General features: G+C 62.3%; 21 protein-coding genes. 5 read left to right on the top strand and 16 right to left on the bottom strand.

Annotated features, from left to right (window positions below):
- Positions 1–61 precede the first annotated feature (61 nt).
- On the top strand, positions 62–1,462 hold the full coding sequence (locus tag RUI03_RS05150; protein WP_317289219.1) for a cytochrome P450: 1,401 nt from the start codon (positions 62–64) through the stop codon (positions 1,460–1,462).
- On the opposite strand, the gene RUI03_RS05145 is transcribed toward RUI03_RS05150, so the two are convergent.
- Together RUI03_RS05145 and RUI03_RS05140 are read right to left on the bottom strand one after the other, a co-directional pair.
- A complete protein-coding gene (locus RUI03_RS05145; protein WP_317289218.1) occupies positions 1,459–2,151 on the bottom strand; it encodes an ABC transporter ATP-binding protein in 693 nt (230 codons plus the stop codon). The genes RUI03_RS05150 and RUI03_RS05145 overlap by 4 nt on opposite strands.
- Positions 2,144–3,439, bottom strand: coding sequence for a lipoprotein-releasing ABC transporter permease subunit (locus tag RUI03_RS05140; RefSeq protein ID WP_317289217.1), 1,296 nt, complete (start codon positions 3,437–3,439; stop codon positions 2,144–2,146). The genes RUI03_RS05145 and RUI03_RS05140 overlap by 8 nt, the downstream gene beginning before the upstream one ends.
- Before the next feature lie 120 nt (positions 3,440–3,559).
- Between RUI03_RS05140 and RUI03_RS05135 the strand changes: the two genes are divergently transcribed.
- A complete protein-coding gene (locus tag RUI03_RS05135; protein ID WP_317289216.1) occupies positions 3,560–5,017 on the top strand; it encodes a tetratricopeptide repeat-containing sulfotransferase family protein in 1,458 nt (485 codons plus the stop codon).
- 7 nt (positions 5,018–5,024) lie between these two features.
- Here the strand turns inward: RUI03_RS05135 and RUI03_RS05130 are convergent, their stop codons facing one another.
- On the bottom strand, positions 5,025–6,071 hold the full coding sequence (locus tag RUI03_RS05130; protein WP_317289215.1) for a metallophosphoesterase: 1,047 nt from the start codon (positions 6,069–6,071) through the stop codon (positions 5,025–5,027).
- Positions 6,072–6,154: 83 nt separating this feature from the next.
- Positions 6,155–7,948 (bottom strand): acyl-CoA dehydrogenase, encoded by a 1,794-nt coding sequence (locus RUI03_RS05125; RefSeq protein WP_317289214.1) that lies wholly within the window; start codon positions 7,946–7,948, stop codon positions 6,155–6,157.
- 93 nt (positions 7,949–8,041) lie between these two features.
- Between RUI03_RS05125 and RUI03_RS05120 the strand changes: the two genes are divergently transcribed.
- Together RUI03_RS05120 and fsa are read left to right on the top strand one after the other, a co-directional pair.
- Complete coding sequence (locus tag RUI03_RS05120; protein WP_317289213.1) at positions 8,042–8,977, top strand: L-threonylcarbamoyladenylate synthase; 936 nt, start codon at positions 8,042–8,044, stop codon at positions 8,975–8,977.
- Positions 8,978–9,086: 109 nt separating this feature from the next.
- Positions 9,087–9,740 (top strand): fructose-6-phosphate aldolase, encoded by a 654-nt coding sequence (gene fsa / locus RUI03_RS05115; RefSeq protein ID WP_317289212.1) that lies wholly within the window; start codon positions 9,087–9,089, stop codon positions 9,738–9,740.
- Positions 9,741–9,788: 48 nt separating this feature from the next.
- Here fsa and RUI03_RS05110 read toward each other — a convergent pair whose 3' ends face one another.
- Both RUI03_RS05110 and RUI03_RS05105 read right to left on the bottom strand, forming a co-directional pair.
- Positions 9,789–10,208: a secondary thiamine-phosphate synthase enzyme YjbQ gene (locus RUI03_RS05110; RefSeq protein WP_317289211.1), complete on the bottom strand. Its 420-nt coding sequence runs from the start codon at positions 10,206–10,208 to the stop codon at positions 9,789–9,791.
- Positions 10,205–11,182 (bottom strand): LysM peptidoglycan-binding domain-containing protein, encoded by a 978-nt coding sequence (locus tag RUI03_RS05105; RefSeq protein WP_317289210.1) that lies wholly within the window; start codon positions 11,180–11,182, stop codon positions 10,205–10,207. The genes RUI03_RS05110 and RUI03_RS05105 overlap by 4 nt, the downstream gene beginning before the upstream one ends.
- Positions 11,183–11,265: 83 nt before the next feature.
- Here RUI03_RS05105 and RUI03_RS05100 point away from each other — a divergent pair, with 83 nt between their 5' ends.
- Positions 11,266–11,829, top strand: a complete 564-nt coding sequence (locus tag RUI03_RS05100; protein WP_317289209.1) for a TIGR00730 family Rossman fold protein — start codon at positions 11,266–11,268, stop codon at positions 11,827–11,829.
- Here the strand turns inward: RUI03_RS05100 and RUI03_RS05095 are convergent.
- The 10 genes from RUI03_RS05095 to gspG form a co-directional block, all read right to left on the bottom strand.
- Positions 11,815–12,840 carry a cation diffusion facilitator family transporter gene (locus RUI03_RS05095; RefSeq protein ID WP_317289208.1) on the bottom strand — a complete coding sequence of 342 codons (1,026 nt, stop codon included), beginning with the start codon at positions 12,838–12,840 and terminating at the stop codon, positions 11,815–11,817. The genes RUI03_RS05100 and RUI03_RS05095 overlap by 15 nt on opposite strands.
- 70 nt (positions 12,841–12,910) lie before the next feature.
- Complete coding sequence (locus RUI03_RS05090) at positions 12,911–13,414, bottom strand: hypothetical protein (RefSeq protein ID WP_317289207.1); 504 nt, start codon at positions 13,412–13,414, stop codon at positions 12,911–12,913.
- Positions 13,411–14,151, bottom strand: a complete 741-nt coding sequence (gspN, locus tag RUI03_RS05085) for a type II secretion system protein N (RefSeq protein WP_317289206.1) — start codon at positions 14,149–14,151, stop codon at positions 13,411–13,413. The genes RUI03_RS05090 and gspN overlap by 4 nt, the downstream gene beginning before the upstream one ends.
- Positions 14,152–14,607, bottom strand: a complete 456-nt coding sequence (gspM, locus tag RUI03_RS05080; protein ID WP_317289205.1) for a type II secretion system protein GspM — start codon at positions 14,605–14,607, stop codon at positions 14,152–14,154.
- Positions 14,607–15,782, bottom strand: coding sequence for a type II secretion system protein GspL (gene gspL, locus RUI03_RS05075; RefSeq protein WP_317289204.1), 1,176 nt, complete (start codon positions 15,780–15,782; stop codon positions 14,607–14,609). Before gspL ends, gspM begins: the two co-directional genes overlap by 1 nt.
- Positions 15,779–16,777: a type II secretion system minor pseudopilin GspK gene (gene gspK, locus RUI03_RS05070; RefSeq protein ID WP_317289203.1), complete on the bottom strand. Its 999-nt coding sequence runs from the start codon at positions 16,775–16,777 to the stop codon at positions 15,779–15,781. The genes gspL and gspK overlap by 4 nt, the downstream gene beginning before the upstream one ends.
- The gene (gspJ, locus tag RUI03_RS05065; protein WP_317289202.1) at positions 16,774–17,409 is read right to left on the bottom strand and encodes a type II secretion system minor pseudopilin GspJ; all 636 of its coding nucleotides are present in this window, start codon (positions 17,407–17,409) and stop codon (positions 16,774–16,776) included. Before gspJ ends, gspK begins: the two co-directional genes overlap by 4 nt.
- A complete protein-coding gene (gspI, locus tag RUI03_RS05060) occupies positions 17,406–17,771 on the bottom strand; it encodes a type II secretion system minor pseudopilin GspI (protein WP_317289201.1) in 366 nt (121 codons plus the stop codon). The genes gspJ and gspI overlap by 4 nt, the downstream gene beginning before the upstream one ends.
- Complete coding sequence (gene gspH / locus RUI03_RS05055; RefSeq protein WP_317289200.1) at positions 17,758–18,318, bottom strand: type II secretion system minor pseudopilin GspH; 561 nt, start codon at positions 18,316–18,318, stop codon at positions 17,758–17,760. The genes gspI and gspH overlap by 14 nt, the downstream gene beginning before the upstream one ends.
- Complete coding sequence (gspG, locus tag RUI03_RS05050) at positions 18,293–18,736, bottom strand: type II secretion system major pseudopilin GspG (RefSeq protein ID WP_317289199.1); 444 nt, start codon at positions 18,734–18,736, stop codon at positions 18,293–18,295. Before gspG ends, gspH begins: the two co-directional genes overlap by 26 nt.
- Positions 18,737–18,762 lie beyond the last annotated feature (26 nt).

Below are 18,762 nucleotides of genomic sequence, written 5' to 3'. Positions count from 1 at the left end.
CTGTGGACTGGCGGTCTCCCACCGCCCGCCCCAGATGATGGGAAACGACGGAGACAATGCCATGACCGCCAGCGCCAGCGTCCCCCTGAAACCGCGGACCGTGCCGCCCATGCCCTCTGGCACAGGACCGATCAGGCGCCTGCGCGCCTCGCTGAAAAATCCGGTGTCCATGTACACGGAGGACTATTTCCGCGACCCTATCATCAAGGCACGGATGGGTGGCCGGTGGTTCGCCCAGGTGATGGATCCGGACCTTGTCCAGAAACTGCTGCAGGGAGAAGGCACGTTCTGTGGCCGGTCACCGCTGGCGCAGAAAGTCCTGAAACCCGCCCTGCGCGATGGCCTGCTGACGGCCGAAGGACAGACATGGAAAACCCAGCGAAAGGCGGCCAGTCCCGCGTTTCGGGCGCGTGCGCTCGCATCGCTCGTGCCGACATTTTCACGGGCGGGTCTTGCCAGTCGTGACCGCCTGTTGGCCCAGCGCGGTGAGACGGTCAACATCGCGCTAGAAACAACTCGCGCCACCTTCGATGTGATCAGCGATGTGCTCCTCGCCCAGCCGGGCGAAGGCTTCCGACAGGAGGACGTGGCCGAGAACATCGCCATCTTCGCGCACTCTATTGGCCGGTTCACGCTTTACGACCTGTTTCCGGTTTTTGATTCGTTTCTGCCACGACGGCTGTTTTCACCCGGCTACAAGAAGGGCATGGCGGCGGTGGCCGAACTGCGCGCCATGGCCACCGACATTGTGGAGCGGCGGATGGCTGTGCCTCTCGCTGAGGGCGCAGAACAGGACGACCTGATGGGCCTGTTGATTGCGGCGCGTGATCCCGAGACAGGTGCTGGTCTGAATGCGGAAGAATTGGTGGACAATGCCCTGACGTTTGTCGGGGCGGGCCATGAGACGACCGCCGTCGCCCTGGCGTGGACGCTGTCGATACTGGCCCAGAGCCCGCACTGGCAGGACGCGCTGGCCGAGGAAGCGACATCAGTGCTGGGCGACCGAGCGCCCACCGCCGAAGACCTGCCCCGCCTTGCACTGCACGACCGGGTGGTACGGGAAGCGATGCGGCTTTATCCGCCGGTGGCGATCATTCCGCGAGGGATAACGGCGCCGGTCGAACTGGGTGGCCATCATTTTGGCCCCGGCGACCATGTCAGTGTCGGCGTCTATCCGATGCACCGGCATCAGGCCCTGTGGGTTGATCCGTGGGCGTTTGATCCGGACCGGTTCCTGCCGGAGCGCGCCAGCGATTATCACAAATATCAGTGGCTGCCTTTTGGCGGGGGTCCAAGGGTCTGCATCGGCCTGCGCTTTGCGATGATGGAAGCGGTGGCGATCCTCGCCACCCTCACCCCGTCTTTACGGTTTTCCATGCCGGGCGCGCAGCCTCCAGAGCCCTATCTGGCCGTGACGATGCGCCCACGTGGCGGCGTGCCCCTGAAGATCGAGGCGCGCTAAAGGGCTGGTTCAAGATCGATCTGGACCAGCTTCTTGTTCTGGATCGTCACCACACGGTCCATCCGGGCGGCCAGCGACCGGTCATGGGTGGCGACGATCGCCGCCAGGCCGCTCGCACGCACCAGTCGGAGCAGACTGTCGAAAACCCGGCCCGAAGTGTCGACATCCAGATTGCCGGTCGGTTCGTCAGCCAGCAGGAGCGCCGGTTCGTTGGCCAGGGCGCGGGCGATGGCCACCCGCTGTTTCTCACCGCCCGACAGCTGTGCCGGCTGGTGGGTCAGGCGTTCAGCCAGCCCCAAGGTGGTCAGCAGGGCCGTGGCGCGCTCAGTCGCCACGGACGGCTTCGTCCCGGCAATGAGCATCGGGAATTCGACGTTCTTCAGGGCGTTGAATTCAGGGAGCAGATGATGGAACTGATACACAAAGCCGATCTTGTGACGGCGCAGTGCCGTCAGTTCCTTTTCCGACGCAGCGCTCGTGTCGCGACCATCGATCATCACCGTGCCTGCGGATGGTTTCTCGAGCAGGCCCGCAATGTGCAGCAGGGAGGATTTGCCGGAGCCGGACGGCCCAAGGAGGCCAACCATCTCGCCGCGCCGGACCGTCAGATCGGCGCCATCAAGCACGGTGAGGTCGCCGAAGGACCGACGAATGCCCGTCAGTTGAGCTGCTACCTGCCGATCACTCATAACGCAGCGCCTCTACCGGATCGAGTTTGGACGCCTGCCAGGCGGGGTAGGCGGAAAACAGGAAGGACATGACAAGGGTGAAGAGCACCACGACGCTGACTTCCTGCCATTCGAACACGGACGGGATCTGCGCTAGGAAGTAGATCTCGGGGTTCCAGCCGACACCGAACAGCTTGGAGATGGCCCGCTCAATCGTCTGGATATTGGTCGAGACCAACGCCCCCAGAATGGTGCCGATCACCGTGCCGGTGATGCCGATCGTCGCGCCGACGAGCAGAAAGACGCGCATCACCCCGCTTTTCGTCATACCCATGGTGCGCATAATGGCGATGTCGCTGCGCTTGTCCTTCACGAGCATGACGAGACCGGAAATGATCAGCATCGTCGCGACCATGACGATCATCAGAAGAATGATCCGCATCATGCCGCGCTCAAGCTGCAAGGCACCGAAAATATCGCTGTTCCGGTCGCGCCAGTCCGACAGCGCGTAGTTGGGGGCGGCCGAACGAATGGAGGGAAGATAACGGTCAATCTCAAGCGGCTCGGCAACGCGCACTTCAATCTCGCTGACCTGCCCTTTCTTGCGGCCGAAGATCTGCGCCTGTTCCAGCGGCATATAGGCGTAGTACTGATCGTAGAAGGAATTGCCGATCTGGAAGACCGCGCCAACGCGATAATCTTTCTGCGTCGTCGGTGAGCGGCCGAACGCCGTCTCTGCGCCGCCAGCAGTGATCAGTGTCACCACATCGCCCGAGCGCACGCCCAGCGCATTGGCAAGGCCCCATCCAAGGGCGATTTCATTGCCGCCATTCTTGCCTTCACCAAACCCGTCGAACCGTCCGCCGCGCAGATGGCTGTCGCCAGTGACCTCTTCAATCTGGTTCAGATCATTTGGTGCAATCCCCCAGATCAGGGACGCCTTCTGGCCAGAGGGGCCGACCATGTAGGCCTCAAGCCGCAGGACGGGCGTCACCCGTTCAACCCCCGGCACCTTCGCCAGCGCCACCGCCTCTTCTTCGTACTCGGTCATGGGGCCCATGCCCGATTCGACAAAGACGTGACCGTTGACGCTCAACAGTTGATCGAGAATCTGGACCCGAAATCCCTGGAACACCGACATGACGACGATGAGGACCATGACGGAGAGGGCGATACCGGTCAGCGCGATCGATGTGATCAGGCTGACGCCGCCGCCCTTGCGCGTGGCCCCCAGATAACGCCGGGCCACCATCCATTCAAAAGCACCGAAGGGACGGGCGCCTCCGGTCGACACGGTATTTTCTGACATATTTGATGACTGCCATTTATCGCGCCAATTTACCAGCAGGAACCCGCACGCACGCTCGTCTCACGGCCCGTGCACACAAAGCGGCTGACAAGCTGGCGCAGATGCCGATAAGGAGGCCCGATGACAGACCAAGCCTCCCGCACCAAACAGCTCGCCAATTCCCTCCTGACCAAATTCAAGGCCCGGGACCGTGATGGCGCAGCGGCCGACATGGCGGCGCTGCTTGACGCGGACAGCTCTTTGGGACCGGCCTGGCGCAATGTCGTGAAGCTGGCCATGCCGCTGGGGGAGACGTCGCTGGCGCTGGTGGCTGCCGAGCGGATCTATCGCGACAACCCGGGCGATGCGGGCCTGGCCGTCGAATATGCCGGGACGCTGGCGCAGATGGGCCAGCATGAGCGAGCCCAGGCGGTGCTGAACAAGCTCGGTGACGACGCGAAGAACACAGCGCCGGTGCAGAACCTGCTTGGCGTGATCGCGGCAGAACGTGGCGAATTCGACGCGGCCCGCCGCCATCTCGAAGCGACGTTGGAGAGCCGGCCGGGTGCGCGATCGGCCTGGTTCGCGCTCGCCAGTCTGGGCCCGGTGAGCGAGGCGCTGCGCGAGCGTCTTGAGCGGGAAGTCCAGAAGCCCATGGCCGAGGACGAACCCGCCGCCAGCCTCTATTATGCACTTGGCAAAGCCCGTGACGATGCCGGTGATTATGAGGGGGCGTTCAATGCCTACCGCAAAGCCGGCGGTATCCTGCAGATCTATCGCGCCCATGATCGCCGTGTTGACGCTGCAGGGGCCGACGTTCTGATGCGCGACACGACCGCAGAGCTGATGGACGATCTCGCCCTGAGCGCGTCCACCGCTGATCCCATTTTCATCCTCGGGCTGCCGCGCAGCGGGACGACCCTCCTCACCCAGATGCTGTCCCGTCATCCACGGCTCGGCGCATTAGGCGAAGTCAACTTTGCGCAGGCCGCGCTCATGCCCGTGAAGGGATTTGACGCCCAGGCGATGACTGCTTTCGATACTGATCAGGGTTCTGAGGGCTGGACCCGCGTTGGGGACACCTATAGGCGCCTGGCGGCCGACCGGCTTGGCGCGCCGCTGCGGTCCGTGGACAAGTCCCTCTCCCTGTCCCGTCTGCTGGGACCGCTCGCCCAGGCCCTGCCCCGGGCGCGGTTCATTCACATCCAGCGCGATGCCGGCGACAATGCGATGTCATGCTTCCGCACATATTTTGCGCAGGGCCTGCCATGGACGGCGGCGCTGGGCGATATTGGCCACCATTTCCGCACGGAAGAAAAGCTGATGGCCCATTGGAAGGCAGTCCTGCCCAACCGTATCCTGACCATTTCCTATGAGGAGCTGGTGAGCGCCCCTGAGTCAGTTCTGACCCGCGTCGCGGATCATATCGGCGAAGCCTATGTGCCTGAAATGGCCGATCCGAGCGGCGCCACGGCCACGGTCAACACCGCGTCCGTCTTCCAGTCCCGGCAAGGGCTCAATCGCGGATCCATTGGCATCCACGAACGCTATGGCGCACACACCAAAGCCTTCTTTGATGCGTATGCGGCAGAACGCTGAGTAAAGCCTAATCCATTGACGGTGAGTTGAGCGGCAGATTGGGCGCCAGCATCGGGTTGCGGATGGCGTCGACGCGGCAGCGATCAATCTCCATCGTGACCATGTCGATCTTGGGCGGCACGCCAAAGCGCAGGGGCACGCCGGACATGCCGGTCCCCGATGTCACGAACAGTTTGCCCGCCGGGGTCTCCTCATACCCATAACGCAGCGTGTCGCAGGCGAACGTCATGGTGCAGGTGATGAAGGGCAGTAAAATTTGCCCCCCATGCGTGTGACCCGCCACAAACAGGTCAAAGGGCCCTGTCCGTCCGGTCTTGATCAGATCGGGGTTATGTTCGAGCAGAATGGTGGGCAGCGGACTGACACCATGATCGGGGCTGAAGTCCGGCCTGTTTTCTTTCAGCTCGTAGAAATCCTGCATGCCGACGATGCGGACATATTTGCCGTGCGCCCCGAAGGTGGCACTGCCCGGATTGAGAACCGTCACTCCTGACTTTTCGAGTGCCGTCTGCAGGCGTTCCTCGACATCATGGCCCGGCAGGCCGAAATCATGGTTCCCCAGAACCGCATAGGCCGGCATATCGAGATCCATGAACGGCGCCATGGCGCGATCCATGTGTTTCTCGGCCAGAAAATTGGTGAAGTCTCCCGGCATCAGGACGAAATCCGGCGCCTGATTGTTCAGGGTCCGGACAATGCGGCTGATCGACGGGGAGTTACTGTAGAGGCCCGAATGCATGTCGGAGACGACCGCTGCGGTCAGCGTACCGGGCAGCCCTTCGCCGCAAATGCGGACCGTGTGTTCGGCAATCACCAGCCGGTGCGGCTCGATAAAGCGGGCGTAAAATCCAAACAGCGCAGGGACCATCAGGAGCCCCGCGAGGATACGCCAACGCGGCTTTTTCCAGAGGGTCCAGAGGAGGCCCAGCACGACAGGAATGATAAGAAAACTGAGCCACCAGATCATGACACTGCCATAGGGGTTGTCGGCGATCAGGGAAAACCCCTTTCGCGGCCCGACCACGCCGGGGATCATCATTACCAGTTCAAGCACACTCGCCCCGCAAACCACCAGACCACCATGATAGACGAGGACCTATAACAATTTGCGTCCCCGTCCATCAGGATGACGGCGCTCTACGCGAGGAGAAGCTGTGGGTCGATAGGGGCCACGGTCCCGCCCCCGGCCATCACGGCTGCCGCAAGGCCTGAGGCGCGCGGCAGGAGATTGTCGGCGTAGAACCGGGCGATAGCGATGCGTGAGGCGTAATAGCTGGCATCGGGCGCACCCAGCATGGACGCCGCGGCCTGCGCCGAGCGCGCGAGATAGAAGCCGCCCGCTACATAGCCGAACTGGTCGAGATAAGGCGTTGCCCCGGCAAGGCCGTCCTGGGCGTCGCCCTGCATGGCGCCGATCATAAAGTCGGTGGTTTCGCGAAGGGTCGTGATTTCTGCCGTCAGCCGCTGGCCGATGACCTTCAGGTCTTCATTGTCGCTGCCCGACAGTTCCCCCGCCAGATCCTTCGCCTCGCCGAGGAAGTCATGGGCCAGCTTGCCGTCCTGCATGCCAAGCTTGCGGCCGGCGAGGTCGAGGGCCTGGATACCGTTCGTCCCCTCATAGATCGCGCAGACGCGGACATCGCGATAGAACTGCGCCGCGCCGGTCTCTTCGACAAAGCCCATGCCGCCATGGACCTGAATGCCGATATTCGTTGTCTCGAGCGCGCGGTCGGAGGCGAACGCCTTGGACAGCGGGGTCAGCAATTCCTCCCGCTCCCGCGCTGCCTTTCGCGTCGCCTCATCAGGGGAACGGCGGGACACATCATAGGCCACCATATTGGCGTAGCAGATGGCGCGGGACGCATCGGTCAATGCCTTCATGGTGTAAAGGTTTCGACGAACGTCCGGGTGCTGCCAGATATCGACCGCCGGGCCTTCCTTCACGCCATAGGGGCGCCCCTGTTTACGATCCTGGGCATATTCGAGTGCCTTCTGGAACGAGGCTTCGCCGACAGAGGCGGCCTGCATCCCCACATCGATGCGAGCGGCGTTCATCATGACGAACATGTTTTTCAGCCCCTCATTCTCCTTGCCCACAAGAGTGCCGAGGCAATCATCATTGTCGCCATAGGACAGGACGCAAGTTGGAGAGCCATGCTGGCCCAGCTTTTCCTCGATCCCCACGACGGTAATGTCGTTGGCGTCGCCAAGGCTGCCATCACTGTTTACACGGACTTTCGGTACAAGGAACATCGAGATGCCGCGTGTCCCCTCCGGCGCGTCAGGCAGCCGGGCAAGGACGAGGTGACAGATGTTCTCGGCCATGTCGTGATCGCCATAGGAGATCCAGATCTTCGTACCCTTGATCCTGTACGTGCCATCACCGACCGGGGTCGCCTTTGTCTTGATCGTGGCAAGGTCCGAGCCCGATTGCGGCTCGGACAGGTTCATGGTGCCAGACCATTCCGCCGTGACGAGCTTTTCAAGATAGAGCTTCTTCTGCGCATCGGTGCCAAAGGTGAGCAGTGCCTTGACCGAGGCGGTGGTCAGCATCGTGCCCATGGCAAAGCCGATACACGCCGCCTGCATTGCATCATTCACCGCCAGCGCGAGGGAGTTTGGCAAACCCTGCCCGCCCCACTCTTCCGGAAATGCCAAGGAGTTCCAGCCGCTTTCCACGTATTGGGCGTAGGCTTCCTTGAAGCCCGGCGTGGTAATGACCTGTCCGTCGACAAGCTTTGCGCCCTGCTCATCGGACACACGCTGCAACGGCCACAGGACCTCATTGGCAAAACGGCCTGCCTCACTGAGGATCGTGGCGACGAAATCGTCCGAAAGGTCTTCGAACGCACCGGTTTCAACGACGCTGTCAAAACGCGCCGCGTGGTCGAGCAGGAACTTCATATCCCGGACGGGGGTCTGATAGGGCATGGAATCCTCCAAATTATCGCTTTTTCCGCAATATGGGCCGGTTCATCTTAAAAATGGAGTGATAGCGGCGCGCAGATTGGCTATCGCGTCGAAATGTCAGCAATTTGGTCGAATACGTCGCAAAACGTCGCCCGCGCAGCCGAAAGGCTTAAAGGTGGCGGCCTTGTGGGCATGCCCACAGAGACGGTTTACGGCCTGGCCGGTGATGCCGCCAATGGCGACGCCGTCGCGGCGATCTACGAGACCAAGGGACGCCCGCGGTTCAACCCGCTGATCGTCCATGTGCCTGATCTGGCGGCCGCGTCGACCATCGCCAATCTGCCGCCACTGGCCGCGACGCTCGCGCGGCGGTTCTGGCCTGGCGCCCTCACACTTGTCGTGCCGCTGAAAGACGATGCGCCGATTGCCTCGCTTGTCACCGCGGGTCTTCAGACTGTCGCGATCCGCGTGCCTCACCATCCCGTGGCAAAGGCCTTGCTGACGCAGTTTGGCGGTCCGATCGTCGCGCCGAGCGCCAACCGGTCCGGCCGGTTGAGCCCTACCCTCGCCGCCCACGTGGCCGAGGAGTTCGGCGATGCCGTGCCCGTTCTCGATGGCGGCCCGTGCCAGCGGGGCGTTGAAAGCACGATCATCGGCTTTCGCGATGGAGGACCGGTTCTTTTGCGCCCGGGCGCGATTGCGGCCGAAGACATCGAGGCCGTCACGCGCCAACCGCTGGGCACGCCGGGCAGCGGTGTGGTGGCGCCCGGCATGCTGGTCAGCCATTACGCGCCGAACGCCGCGCTGCGCCTCGACGCGACATCTGTGGAGAGCACGGAACGCCTGCTCGGCTTTGGCGGCACGCCCGGTGCGGTGCTCGATCTCTCACCCGCTGGCAGTCTGCGGGAAGCCGCCGCCAATCTCTTTGCCTATCTGCGGCAGCTAGATGCCGAAGCCGATACGCCCATCGCCGTCGCGCCGATTCCGCCCGTCGGGCTGGGGCTGGCCATCAATGACCGGCTGATGCGCGCCGCCGCGCCGCGCGATTGACCTTTGAGGGGTTTCGGGGCACCCCTGCCCGCAGGTCGCGCAATTGAAATGTTTGCGCTATCATAAGAATTCGCTAGAGACCCCAGAGGAAGCGCCAAGGAGTATTCCCATGAAGATTTTCATTGATACGGCTGACACGGCTGAGCTGAAAAAAGCCTTTGATACGGGCCTCGTCGATGGTTGTACGACCAATCCGAGCCTGATTGCCAAAGCGGGCCGCGACTTCAAAGAAGTGATCGCCGAGATCTGCAAGATGACGGACGGCCCCGTCTCTGCCGAGGTCGCCTCGACCGACTACGAGACGATGCTGAAAGAGGGCCGCGTTCTGGCCGATATCGCCCAGAATGTGGTCGTCAAACTGCCCCTGACCTGGGACGGCCTGAAGACCTGTTCGGACCTGACGGCCGACAACATCAAGACCAACGTCACCCTGTGCTTCACCGCGCAGCAGGCATGGCTCGCGGCCAAGGCCGGTGCGACTTACATCTCGCCCTTCATCGGTCGCCTTGATGACCTGGGCATGGACGGCATGGAGCTGATCGCCGAAATCCGCGCCCTCTACGACGCCCATGGCTATGAGACCGAAGTGCTGGCCGCCTCGATCCGCTCTGCCGCACACGTCAAGGACTGTGCGATTGTCGGTGCCGATGTCGCGACCATCCCGCCAAGCGTCTTCAACAAGCTGCTCTATCACCCGCTGACCGCCAACGGCCTCGACGCGTTCGAGAAAGACTGGGCGTCGACGGGTCAGTCGATCCTGTAAACAGTTCGAACACAGATGAAGAAAAGGCCGCCTTGAGGGCGGCCTTTTTTATTCCCCGATCAGATGAAAGACGATTCGCCGCCGCTGAGCATGGGTTCGGTGTTCAAACAGATAAAGTCCCTGCCACGTCCCGAGCATCAGGCGATGATCCATCACAGGGATGGAAACCGATGTCAGGGTCAGCGCCGATTTGATGTGAGCGGGCATGTCATCGGGCCCTTCCGCATCATGAATATAATGCGGCCCCTCCGGCACGATCCGTTCAAAGAACGCCTGCAGATCCGTCTGTACATCCGGGTCGGCATTTTCCTGGATCGTCAGCGAGGCAGAGGTGTGCTGCACCGTCGCGGTGAAGAGACCGCGACCAATGCCCGACTGATCCACGAAGCGGCTCGCCTGCCGCGAGATCATGGTCAGGCCCGGTCCGCGCGTCTCAACCGTGAGGGTATCGAACGCCTGCTGCTTCACTCCTGATCTCCGGCGTCCTCACCCTCTTCTTCAGGCAGACGGAAGACCTGGCCAGGGTAGATCAAGTCCGGATCGCGGATCTGGTCCGCATTCTCCTGATAGATCACCGTGTACTGAAAACCGGTGCCGTAAACGGTGCGGGCGATGAGCCAGAGATTGTTGCCCGGCTGCACGATCACATTGCCATCGCGGAGCTGCACATCCGCCAGCGACGCCTGCTCGAACGGCACTTCAATCGCGTAACGCGGTGCGCCATCGGGCCCGAGCTGGATGATCTGCAGCGTGTAGCGGCCCGGGCGAATTGTGGCCGACAGCTCCCATCGTCCATCGTCATCGGCACTGACCTGGCCCACCGGCTGCTTGTCGGCGAAGACCTGCACCACGGAGCGAGGCTCGGCCACGCCGGCCAGAATAACGTTGCCCCCATCATCATAGTCGATCGACAGGATGGAGAGCGGGCCCAAGGCGCCGACCGGGTCGCTGGCGCGCTGCAGGACTTCGGTCGCGCCGCCCGGTGTCGTGCGCAGAATGACGGGGTTATCGCCTTCGCGCTCGGGCACATAGATGATGACGGTCTGCTCGCTGATGACCGTCATGCCGTCCGGCGTCGTCATGCGCAGACCCAGCTCGACTGGTCCCTCGCGCAAGGGGGTATCGGTCGAAATGGCCCAGGATCCATCAGGCCCTGCAGTCTCGGTCGCGATGACCTCGCCATTCGCCGTCAGCTCGACCGTCGATTCCGCGTCCGCCAGCCCGGCAATAACGGCAAACCCGGTCCGGTCGACGCGCACAATGTCGAATCGGGGCAGCGACAATGCTTCCTGTTCTTCACTATCGCCATCGGCCTGATTTGGTGTAGTGTCCTCGACCCCGGGGCGACTTACCTCCTCCTCGGTGCCGAACTGCCGCTGTGTGAAAAGGTAAATTAATATCGCCGCGGCAACAATCAGGACGACGAGCAACAGGGTGCGCATGGTTTTTCTTCTCCGGTCTCGGCGAAGAGGCCGGCTCTGGCCTCGGTGTCCTGTCACTCTAACGAAGAACAGAAGAAATCGCGATGATGAAAAAGAAATCCCTCTGCGTGTATTGCGGGTCCCGTCCCGGCAACGCCCCTATTTTCGCCGAAACAGCAACGAAACTGGGCGCGTCCATTGCCGATGAAGACTGGCGTCTCGTGTATGGCGGGGGAAAAATGGGCCTGATGGGCACCGTCGCATCTGCCGTCCGGGACCGCCAGGGCGACGTGTTCGGGATCATTCCCGACTTTCTGGTGGAACTGGAAGGCGTGCTCGAAGGGGTCGATCACACGATCGTGAAGACGATGCACGAGCGCAAAATGATGATGTTTGAGGAAAGCGACGCGATCTGCACGCTGCCCGGCGGCATCGGCACGCTCGAAGAGATTATCGAGTTGTTGTCCTGGGCCCGGCTCGACCTGCACCGCAAGCCGCTGGTCGTCCTCAATGTGGAGGGGTTCTGGTCCCCACTGATCGAGCTTCTCGAGCATGTGATTGATAGCGGTTTTGCCGCACCGGAACTGCGCAACGACATTATCGTCGTTGACCGGGCCGAAGACGTCATCCCCGCCGCGAAGGAGCGGATCGTCTCAGCCGTGATGTAGGCCGGGCGTCAGGGAGACTACATTGTCGGCGTGACGATGCACCGGACGGTCCGGGCAATGCATCGGATCGGCCGACAGCTTCCGCTCCTCGGACGAGGTCGGCACCGGCTCCACCTGTATCGTCGAGTGGGTGATGCCAAAGCGCTCATTGAGGACGGCCTTGATATCCCGCAGCACCTTCGGCGCTTCGCTGGCGTGGGCCACCTGCACATGCATGGTCATCTGCGGCACATCAGGGGTCAGCATCCAGATGCGCAGATCGTGAATGTCACGGACTTCAGGCACGGCGGATTTGAGAGCGCTGCGCACCGCGTCGGGGGCCATGGAGGGCGGTGCCCCTTCCATCAGAATGCGCGCCGTTTCCCGGGTCAGTGACCAGGCCGACCGTGCGATCAGCAGGCTGACCGCGATGGTCACGATGGGGTCGATGATCAGCCAGCCGAAGGCAGCAATGACACCCGCCGAAATGATCGCCGCCACCGAGCCGAGCATGTCACCAATGACGTGCAATAGCGCGCCGCGCATGTTCACATCGTGGGTTGCGCCACGGTGCAGGACATAGAACGCCAGGAAGTTGGCAAACAGGCCGAGCGTCGCGACGAGCAGCATGGTCTTCGCCTCGATCGGATGGGGCGACGCCATACGCTCAAAACTCTCGTAGAGCAGGAATCCGATCAGGACGAACAGCGCCAGCCCGTTCACGAAAGCTGCGAGCACCTGGGCCCGCTTCTTGCCGTAAGTATAAGCAGCGCTTGAAGGTTTGGCCGCCAGCCAGCGCGCCCACAGGGCCAGGGCGATCGCCGCCGCGTCAGTGACCATGTGGCCGGCATCGGCCAGCAGCGCGAGGGATCCCGACAGGATTCCGCCAATGATTTCCACCACGCAAAAGACGCTGATCACCAACAGCGCGATGAACAGCCGTCGGTTGTCCGAAATACCGGAATGGTCGTGATGATGCCCCGGGCCGTGATCATGGCCGTCATGTGCATCGTGATTATGGTTGGTCACCATGACAATTCTCTAACCGCCCTCGCCCGCGGGACAATGGCCCCAATCGGCTCGGCCTGCAAGGCATTGGCCCCTATGGTCTGCAGCCCGCAATGCCAGCGACCGGCAGCACGCGTGACCAGCCATCGGCGGCAGTGATCGTCAGCGTGCCGGCTTCGACGTAGGAGCCGCTGGGAAAAGAGGTGCCCCAAGAGGTGACTGCCGCCACGGTCACTTCTGTGCCATCGGCCTGCTGCCCGCGAAAATACTGCGAACTGGGCACGGCCATCCGTGTCTCGCCGCCGCGCCCCACAAGCGACAGCTCGGTCAGGGCGCCGTTGATCTCGACCAGACCACGGCCCTCATCGGTCGACCGAAAGACGGGCAGCGATTTGGAGCCGGAGAGCGTGTAGAGGATCATGCCGCATCGGCCGCGAGGAATGCCATAGGTGGGCAAAGCCCCAAGGTCTGGCGCTTCAGTACGCGCCACCTGTGCTGCACCCGCACTGGCCGCCGGGGACGAGCCGGATGTTGGGGTCGAACTCGCACAGGCAGCCAGTGCGCCGCATCCGGCCAGAAGGATAAACGTTCGGATCATGGGACCACCTTACCACGTTGTATCAGGCTGTACTGGTTGCCGCGCTGCTGAAACCCGAAGCCAACGAGCAGCTGACCCAGATTGCGCTGGCGCGGCTCGACGATCAGTTCGGTCTGATAGTCGCGATTGCCAAACCGCACATTCGCCATGGCCTTGCCGTCTATGCCCTCACCCGCCAGGGGCAGCACGAAGGCCCCAGCCTCGCACTGGCCGATACCGGTCATCGGAAAGCCCCGGCCACCGTAGCGCGGCGCACTGCGTTCCAGCGTATTGGTCCAGACATCCACCGTGCCTTCAAGGCATTGTCCCTGCCCCGTATCCACGACAAGACGGTCCGTCTTGGCCCGAACAGTCCCGCTCATCGGGGCGCCAAAGGCATCCATGATCGCAATGCCGGCGAGATTGATATCAAGCGCCGTGTCATGCAGCACGAGGCGTTTGCGTCCGACACTGACATCGGCAGTGCCACTCACGAGCGGTCCGTCGACCTCGACATCAGCGGCGGCACGCCCGCGGAGCAGTGGCAGGAACTTGCCCGACACATCCACATTGCCGAGCGGATAGCCGAGCACATAGCCGTTCTCGATCCGGCCATTCCACACCGTTCCTGACACACTGTCGGCCAGTACCGGCGCCCCGGCCACGTACAGAACGACCGACAGCGGCATGCGCGCAATGACGGTGACGATCGATGTGACGAGGAAGAGAACGATGTAGGCGGACAGGGACCGTTGCATTTATCGTCCTCGTTTGACGGTCAGACGCGCTGTGATGGTCGTCCCATCCGCCGATGGCTGAATCGCACCATCCTGTACGAAGACCTGATGCTCATTGGCAAGCCGTGCAAGCCAGGCATAGAGGCGGACGGTGGTTGTATTGCCGATCGACACGTCAATTTCCGCGCCCTGTGAATTGAGCCGGTTGATGACGATGCCGGATTCGGCCGCCGTGTTGGTCAGGGCGGCCCGGAGGCTACTACCATTATCGTCAAAGGTCGTGGACGGCGCCGCCGCCGCCCGGGCGGTCAGGGCGTGGATTTCTGCCGCATCCTTGAAACTGTCCCGGGCATTGGCCCGATAGCCCAGCACCGGACGGACGATCAGTGTCGTGAGCACAAGCACACCGATCAGCCCGATCATCACGAGAATGAGGATTTTTTCCCGGACGGACAGCCGTTCAAAATAGACAAGCATCACACACTCTCCAGATAAAGCTGGCCGATATAGTCGCCATTGTCATCGCGCCGGTAGTCGCCCCCCTCGCGGGTGCGGACGCCGCGCCCTTCCAGCATCGATTTCAATTGCTCGAGATCGGCGGCCGTCGGGAAGCGCAGATCCGCGACCAGTTCATTGTCCGGCGTGAAACGCAGGCGCGTCAGCTGCACCCGGGATGTCTGCTGCAACGCCTGGGTCAGTTCTGCACTGAGCGGCAGGAAGGCTGACGCATTGCTTGCGCTCAGACGCTGTTGGGCCTGGCGCCGAAGATCGCGGATCACGACATCGGGATAGGCGCGAGAAAATTGCGCACGCGCTTCACTGGCCAGCCGGTCCGCTGCACGATTGTGGCGGAATCCATCGGCGGCAACGTCGAGCAGCCATAAAGTAAGACACGCCGCCATCAGCCCCCCGGCCACGCGCCAGGACCGCGCGAGCCCCCGCCAGTCGCGCCGCTTTGCATAGGGGCCCCTACGGAAGTTCGGGACGGGCCGCGAAAGGCCCGTCATGAAGAATGCGCCCAGCGCCCGCTCATCCGCAAGGGTCAACGCCGCACCGGCTGAGCGAATATCACCCGGCGCTGTAATGCCGACCACGACATGAAGCGCGCTTTTCGTCTCCTCCATGCGGGACGTCAGCGCCTCGACAAAGGCGGCATCGCCGGACAATCCGCCAGGGGGCAAGGATGCCGCAATATGGTCGTTATAGCGTAGAAGGACCCCGCTATAGCCTTCCGCATAAAGACAATGGTGATCAAGCGTGATGATATCCGGATGGACATCGGCGGCGCGGGTGGCCGTGATCCAGATCTGCAGATCCTCATGGGGGACGGCAGATACGGTTCGCACGCCCTCTGCATCGGCCGGACCAAAGGCGAGATGAAAACTGTCGACGGGCTCTGCCAGAATGTCTTCAAAGGCCAGCGCCGCAGCGTCGGCCAGCGCCCGCTCCCCCTTGACCGGCAGGTGAAGGCGGCGCGTCGCTGCCCGATCTCCCGGCAGAATTATGACGATCTGCTCGGCGTCGGTCACGGCCTGGGGCAGCTTTGAGAGATCCGTCACGGTCCCGCCGTCGCGCAGCCGCTCTTCATCGCCGATCGCCCAGTGGACGGGATCGGTGGGGGTCTGTCCGGTAATGATCAGGCCGAGTTTCATAGATCTCTGGCTCCGAAACGGCGGCTGACGACCTGATAGTCCGCGCCGTTTTCTGCTGCAATCATGCTGACGATGTCATAGGCCTGTCCTTCATAGGACAGGCGGGCTGAAAATTCGATGTAGGTCGCGGCGGTGGACAGCTTTTCGGAAGGATCTTCCTCGAAGGTCGCCGATATGTTGGTGAAGGTCGGCTGCTGCATGAAGGCGCTGACACTCTCATAGCCGCTTGGTGGCCGCTGCTCGATCAGTCGCTGCAATTCCGACAGGCTGATCCGGCCTTCGAAGATCGCAAACAGCAGTGGTGCATCATCGATCGTCAGCGTATTGACATTGATGACGCTCGCAAAGGGATCGGCAGGCAGTGCGCAGAGATAGGGCGCGAGGGCCTGATAGGTGCCGGCCGACCATCCGCGTACGGCACGCAGTTCACTGAGATCAGCAAGATAGGTCCCGGATGTTCTATAGGGCGCCTCACCCACATTATAGTTGTAATCCTCGGCGCCGCCCGGTTCGACGCGGTCATCAATATCAATGAAATCGACGACCGCATTGGCGAGGATTTCGGCCGACCGCTGGTCGCCGCCCAGTTGGGACACCATCTCCGCAAACCGGCGCACGGCCAGCCGGTCAACGACCTGCCCTTGCCCCTCTGACATGTTCACGAGGTCATTCATGTTGAAGCACGCAGACCGATCGCGCATCCGTACTGTGATAATCCCCGCTTCGACCGGCAGCGTGATCGGTGCGGCAAGCCATTGTTCGTCGAGCGTGTCGACCTTGGGCCGCAATTGTGCCTGCTGGTCCAGCAGGAGAAGCGCCGCGCGCTCTGCCCCCAGAAGGGCCCAGACGGCTTCATCGCGCTGAGCCGAGGCCGCCGCCCGCAAGGTGGCCCGCTGCATGACCTGGGTCAGCGCGAGCGCCAGCGTGCTCATCGTCCCCACCAGGAGGAGGACGATAATCAGGGCCGCCCCGCGCTGGTCCTGTCGCCGGCTCATTCCATCCCCCCGACCAGAAAATCCTGTTGCAGCCGGCCGTAAACGGGGTGAACCATGGTCAGGCGCAGCGCATCAGGGATCCGCTTGCCCTGTTGAGGCGACCAGTCGCCCTGCCAGTCCACGCCAAGTTCGAACGCGATCCCCACCTCCTGAACATTGGAGAACAGGATCTGGTCGGTGCGCGGCGTCCGCTCTGCGGCATCAAGGAAAGGCCGTGTACGGCGGATCAGGTCTGATCCCCGGAGAATATAGGTGACGTGCTGCAAAGAGCTGCGCGGATACGCTCCGTTGGGATTGGTCCAGCCATTGCGGACAAAGGCGGCCAGCACTTTTTCGGAATCACCGGCCGGGATGGTGCCGTCGGCATCGACACCGCCCAGCATCGGGACGATCAGCTCGCCACCATTGGCTTCGCGATAGGGTCGATCCACCACCTGCATCAGATCGGTCCGGATGACAGACCGCGCCCGCTCAAGAGCCCCGAGATCATCGGTCACGTCCTCGACCTGCTGCCGGCCCGAGGCGCCGATATTGAGTACCGACACGGCCGCCGCGCTGACAAACGCGAAGACGGTGAGCGCCACGAGCAGCTCAACCAGCGACATGCCTTTTTGCGCGCCCGGCCCCCTCATTGCGGCCTCACCGTTGAAAGGATTGCCAGCACCCGGTCGCCATCCGCATGGCGTACCGTGACGGTGACATTGTCGAGGCCATCATAGGGCGTTGGGGTGCGTTCAACCGCCCAGGTAAAGCTCTGGCCACCCAGATCCTCAACAGCGCCGCCCTCAATTCGCCGGCGAATACGGTCTGCACTGACAACTTCCACCATCGCATTTTCTGCAACGATGCGGGCCATGGCGCGATCCTGCAACGCAATCGTGTTACGGGTATGCACCGACAGCAAGGACAGCATGGTCGCCACGGCCGATCCGAGCACCAGAAGGGCGACCAGCACTTCGACAAGGGTCATACCGCGCTGATTATTGTTGGCCACGGCGCACCTCTACGCTGGCGAACCGGTCAACGGTCACGAACCAGTTTTCATCCTGTCCAGCAAACATCAGCGTGAACGGTGTCACCTCGCCCACGGGGCTGAAAACGATCACCGGCATTCTGGTCGTCTCCGCACTCTTGGCGGGCGCCTGACGGAACATCAGGTCGATACTGTCATTATCGTCTGCCTCAGGCAGATCAAATTCGTCGCTCACGGACAATTCCAGAGACACATCGGTCACACGCGCTCCCGCTGTTCGCGGCAAGGCCACAGCCTGCCAGCTGCCAGCGGAAAAACGCCGCACGCTGATGCTGGTGGCAGCAACATCAATGCCCACGGGTCGCGCCTCTACAATGGCCATGTCGAGCAATTGTTCAACCGTGCCAGCAAATCGCGTCGCCGCACGCTCGGCCTCGCTGGCGCGCGGTGCGATCGCCATGACCGCAACGCCCGAAATGAGACCGATGACAATCAGGACGACGAGTAGCTCAACGAGGCTCAGCCCGCGCTGATGGTTGCGATTACTGCCAGCTGCCAATATCCGCATCGGGACCTTCACCTCCCGGTTTGCCATCCCGACCCAGGGAGATGATATCAAACTGGCCGAACTCGCCGGGATATTCGTAGATATAGGGATTGTCCCACGGATCGACGGGCAGCGTTGGCTTGTCGAGATATCCGCCTGGCCGATAGCGTTCGGCGCGAATTCCATTCGGGGCCTGAACCAGCGCATCAAGGCCCTGTTCCTCCGACGGGTATTGTCCGACCTCGAGCTTGTATTGCTGCAGGGCCGTGGAGAAGATGTCGATCTGCGTCCGTGCCGCCTGCACCCGGGCGGTGTCACCCGCCGGCAGGACGTTGACGGCCACGATCGTCGACAGGACACCGATGATGACGATCACCACCAGAAGCTCAACAAGCGTCAGGCCTCGCTGACGCTGGCGTCTTTTTTGGACTGAGTTCATTTGTACACCTCGTGCATTGACGGCTG

Source organism: Parvularcula sp. LCG005 (assembly GCF_032930845.1).
Taxonomy (GTDB): domain Bacteria; phylum Pseudomonadota; class Alphaproteobacteria; order Caulobacterales; family Parvularculaceae; genus Parvularcula.
The sequence above is the reverse complement of the archived record's forward strand: the minus strand, read 5'-3'. Positions and strand labels throughout refer to the sequence as shown.

Coding starts and splice junctions, on each gene's coding strand:
- RUI03_RS05150 (WP_317289219.1), top strand. CDS start 62: ATGACCGCCAGCGCCAGCGTCCCCCTGAAACCGCGGACCGTGCCGCCC.
- RUI03_RS05145 (WP_317289218.1), bottom strand. CDS start 2,151: ATGAGTGATCGGCAGGTAGCAGCTCAACTGACGGGCATTCGTCGGTCC.
- RUI03_RS05140 (WP_317289217.1), bottom strand. CDS start 3,439: ATGTCAGAAAATACCGTGTCGACCGGAGGCGCCCGTCCCTTCGGTGCT.
- RUI03_RS05135 (WP_317289216.1), top strand. CDS start 3,560: ATGACAGACCAAGCCTCCCGCACCAAACAGCTCGCCAATTCCCTCCTG.
- RUI03_RS05125 (WP_317289214.1), bottom strand. CDS start 7,948: ATGCCCTATCAGACCCCCGTCCGGGATATGAAGTTCCTGCTCGACCAC.
- RUI03_RS05120 (WP_317289213.1), top strand. CDS start 8,042: ATGTCAGCAATTTGGTCGAATACGTCGCAAAACGTCGCCCGCGCAGCC.
- fsa (WP_317289212.1), top strand. CDS start 9,087: ATGAAGATTTTCATTGATACGGCTGACACGGCTGAGCTGAAAAAAGCC.
- RUI03_RS05105 (WP_317289210.1), bottom strand. CDS start 11,182: ATGCGCACCCTGTTGCTCGTCGTCCTGATTGTTGCCGCGGCGATATTA.
- RUI03_RS05100 (WP_317289209.1), top strand. CDS start 11,266: ATGATGAAAAAGAAATCCCTCTGCGTGTATTGCGGGTCCCGTCCCGGC.
- RUI03_RS05095 (WP_317289208.1), bottom strand. CDS start 12,840: ATGGTGACCAACCATAATCACGATGCACATGACGGCCATGATCACGGC.
- RUI03_RS05090 (WP_317289207.1), bottom strand. CDS start 13,414: ATGATCCGAACGTTTATCCTTCTGGCCGGATGCGGCGCACTGGCTGCC.
- gspN (WP_317289206.1), bottom strand. CDS start 14,151: ATGCAACGGTCCCTGTCCGCCTACATCGTTCTCTTCCTCGTCACATCG.
- gspM (WP_317289205.1), bottom strand. CDS start 14,607: ATGCTTGTCTATTTTGAACGGCTGTCCGTCCGGGAAAAAATCCTCATT.
- gspL (WP_317289204.1), bottom strand. CDS start 15,782: ATGAAACTCGGCCTGATCATTACCGGACAGACCCCCACCGATCCCGTC.
- gspK (WP_317289203.1), bottom strand. CDS start 16,777: ATGAGCCGGCGACAGGACCAGCGCGGGGCGGCCCTGATTATCGTCCTC.
- gspJ (WP_317289202.1), bottom strand. CDS start 17,409: ATGAGGGGGCCGGGCGCGCAAAAAGGCATGTCGCTGGTTGAGCTGCTC.
- gspH (WP_317289200.1), bottom strand. CDS start 18,318: ATGCGGATATTGGCAGCTGGCAGTAATCGCAACCATCAGCGCGGGCTG.
- gspG (WP_317289199.1), bottom strand. CDS start 18,736: ATGAACTCAGTCCAAAAAAGACGCCAGCGTCAGCGAGGCCTGACGCTT.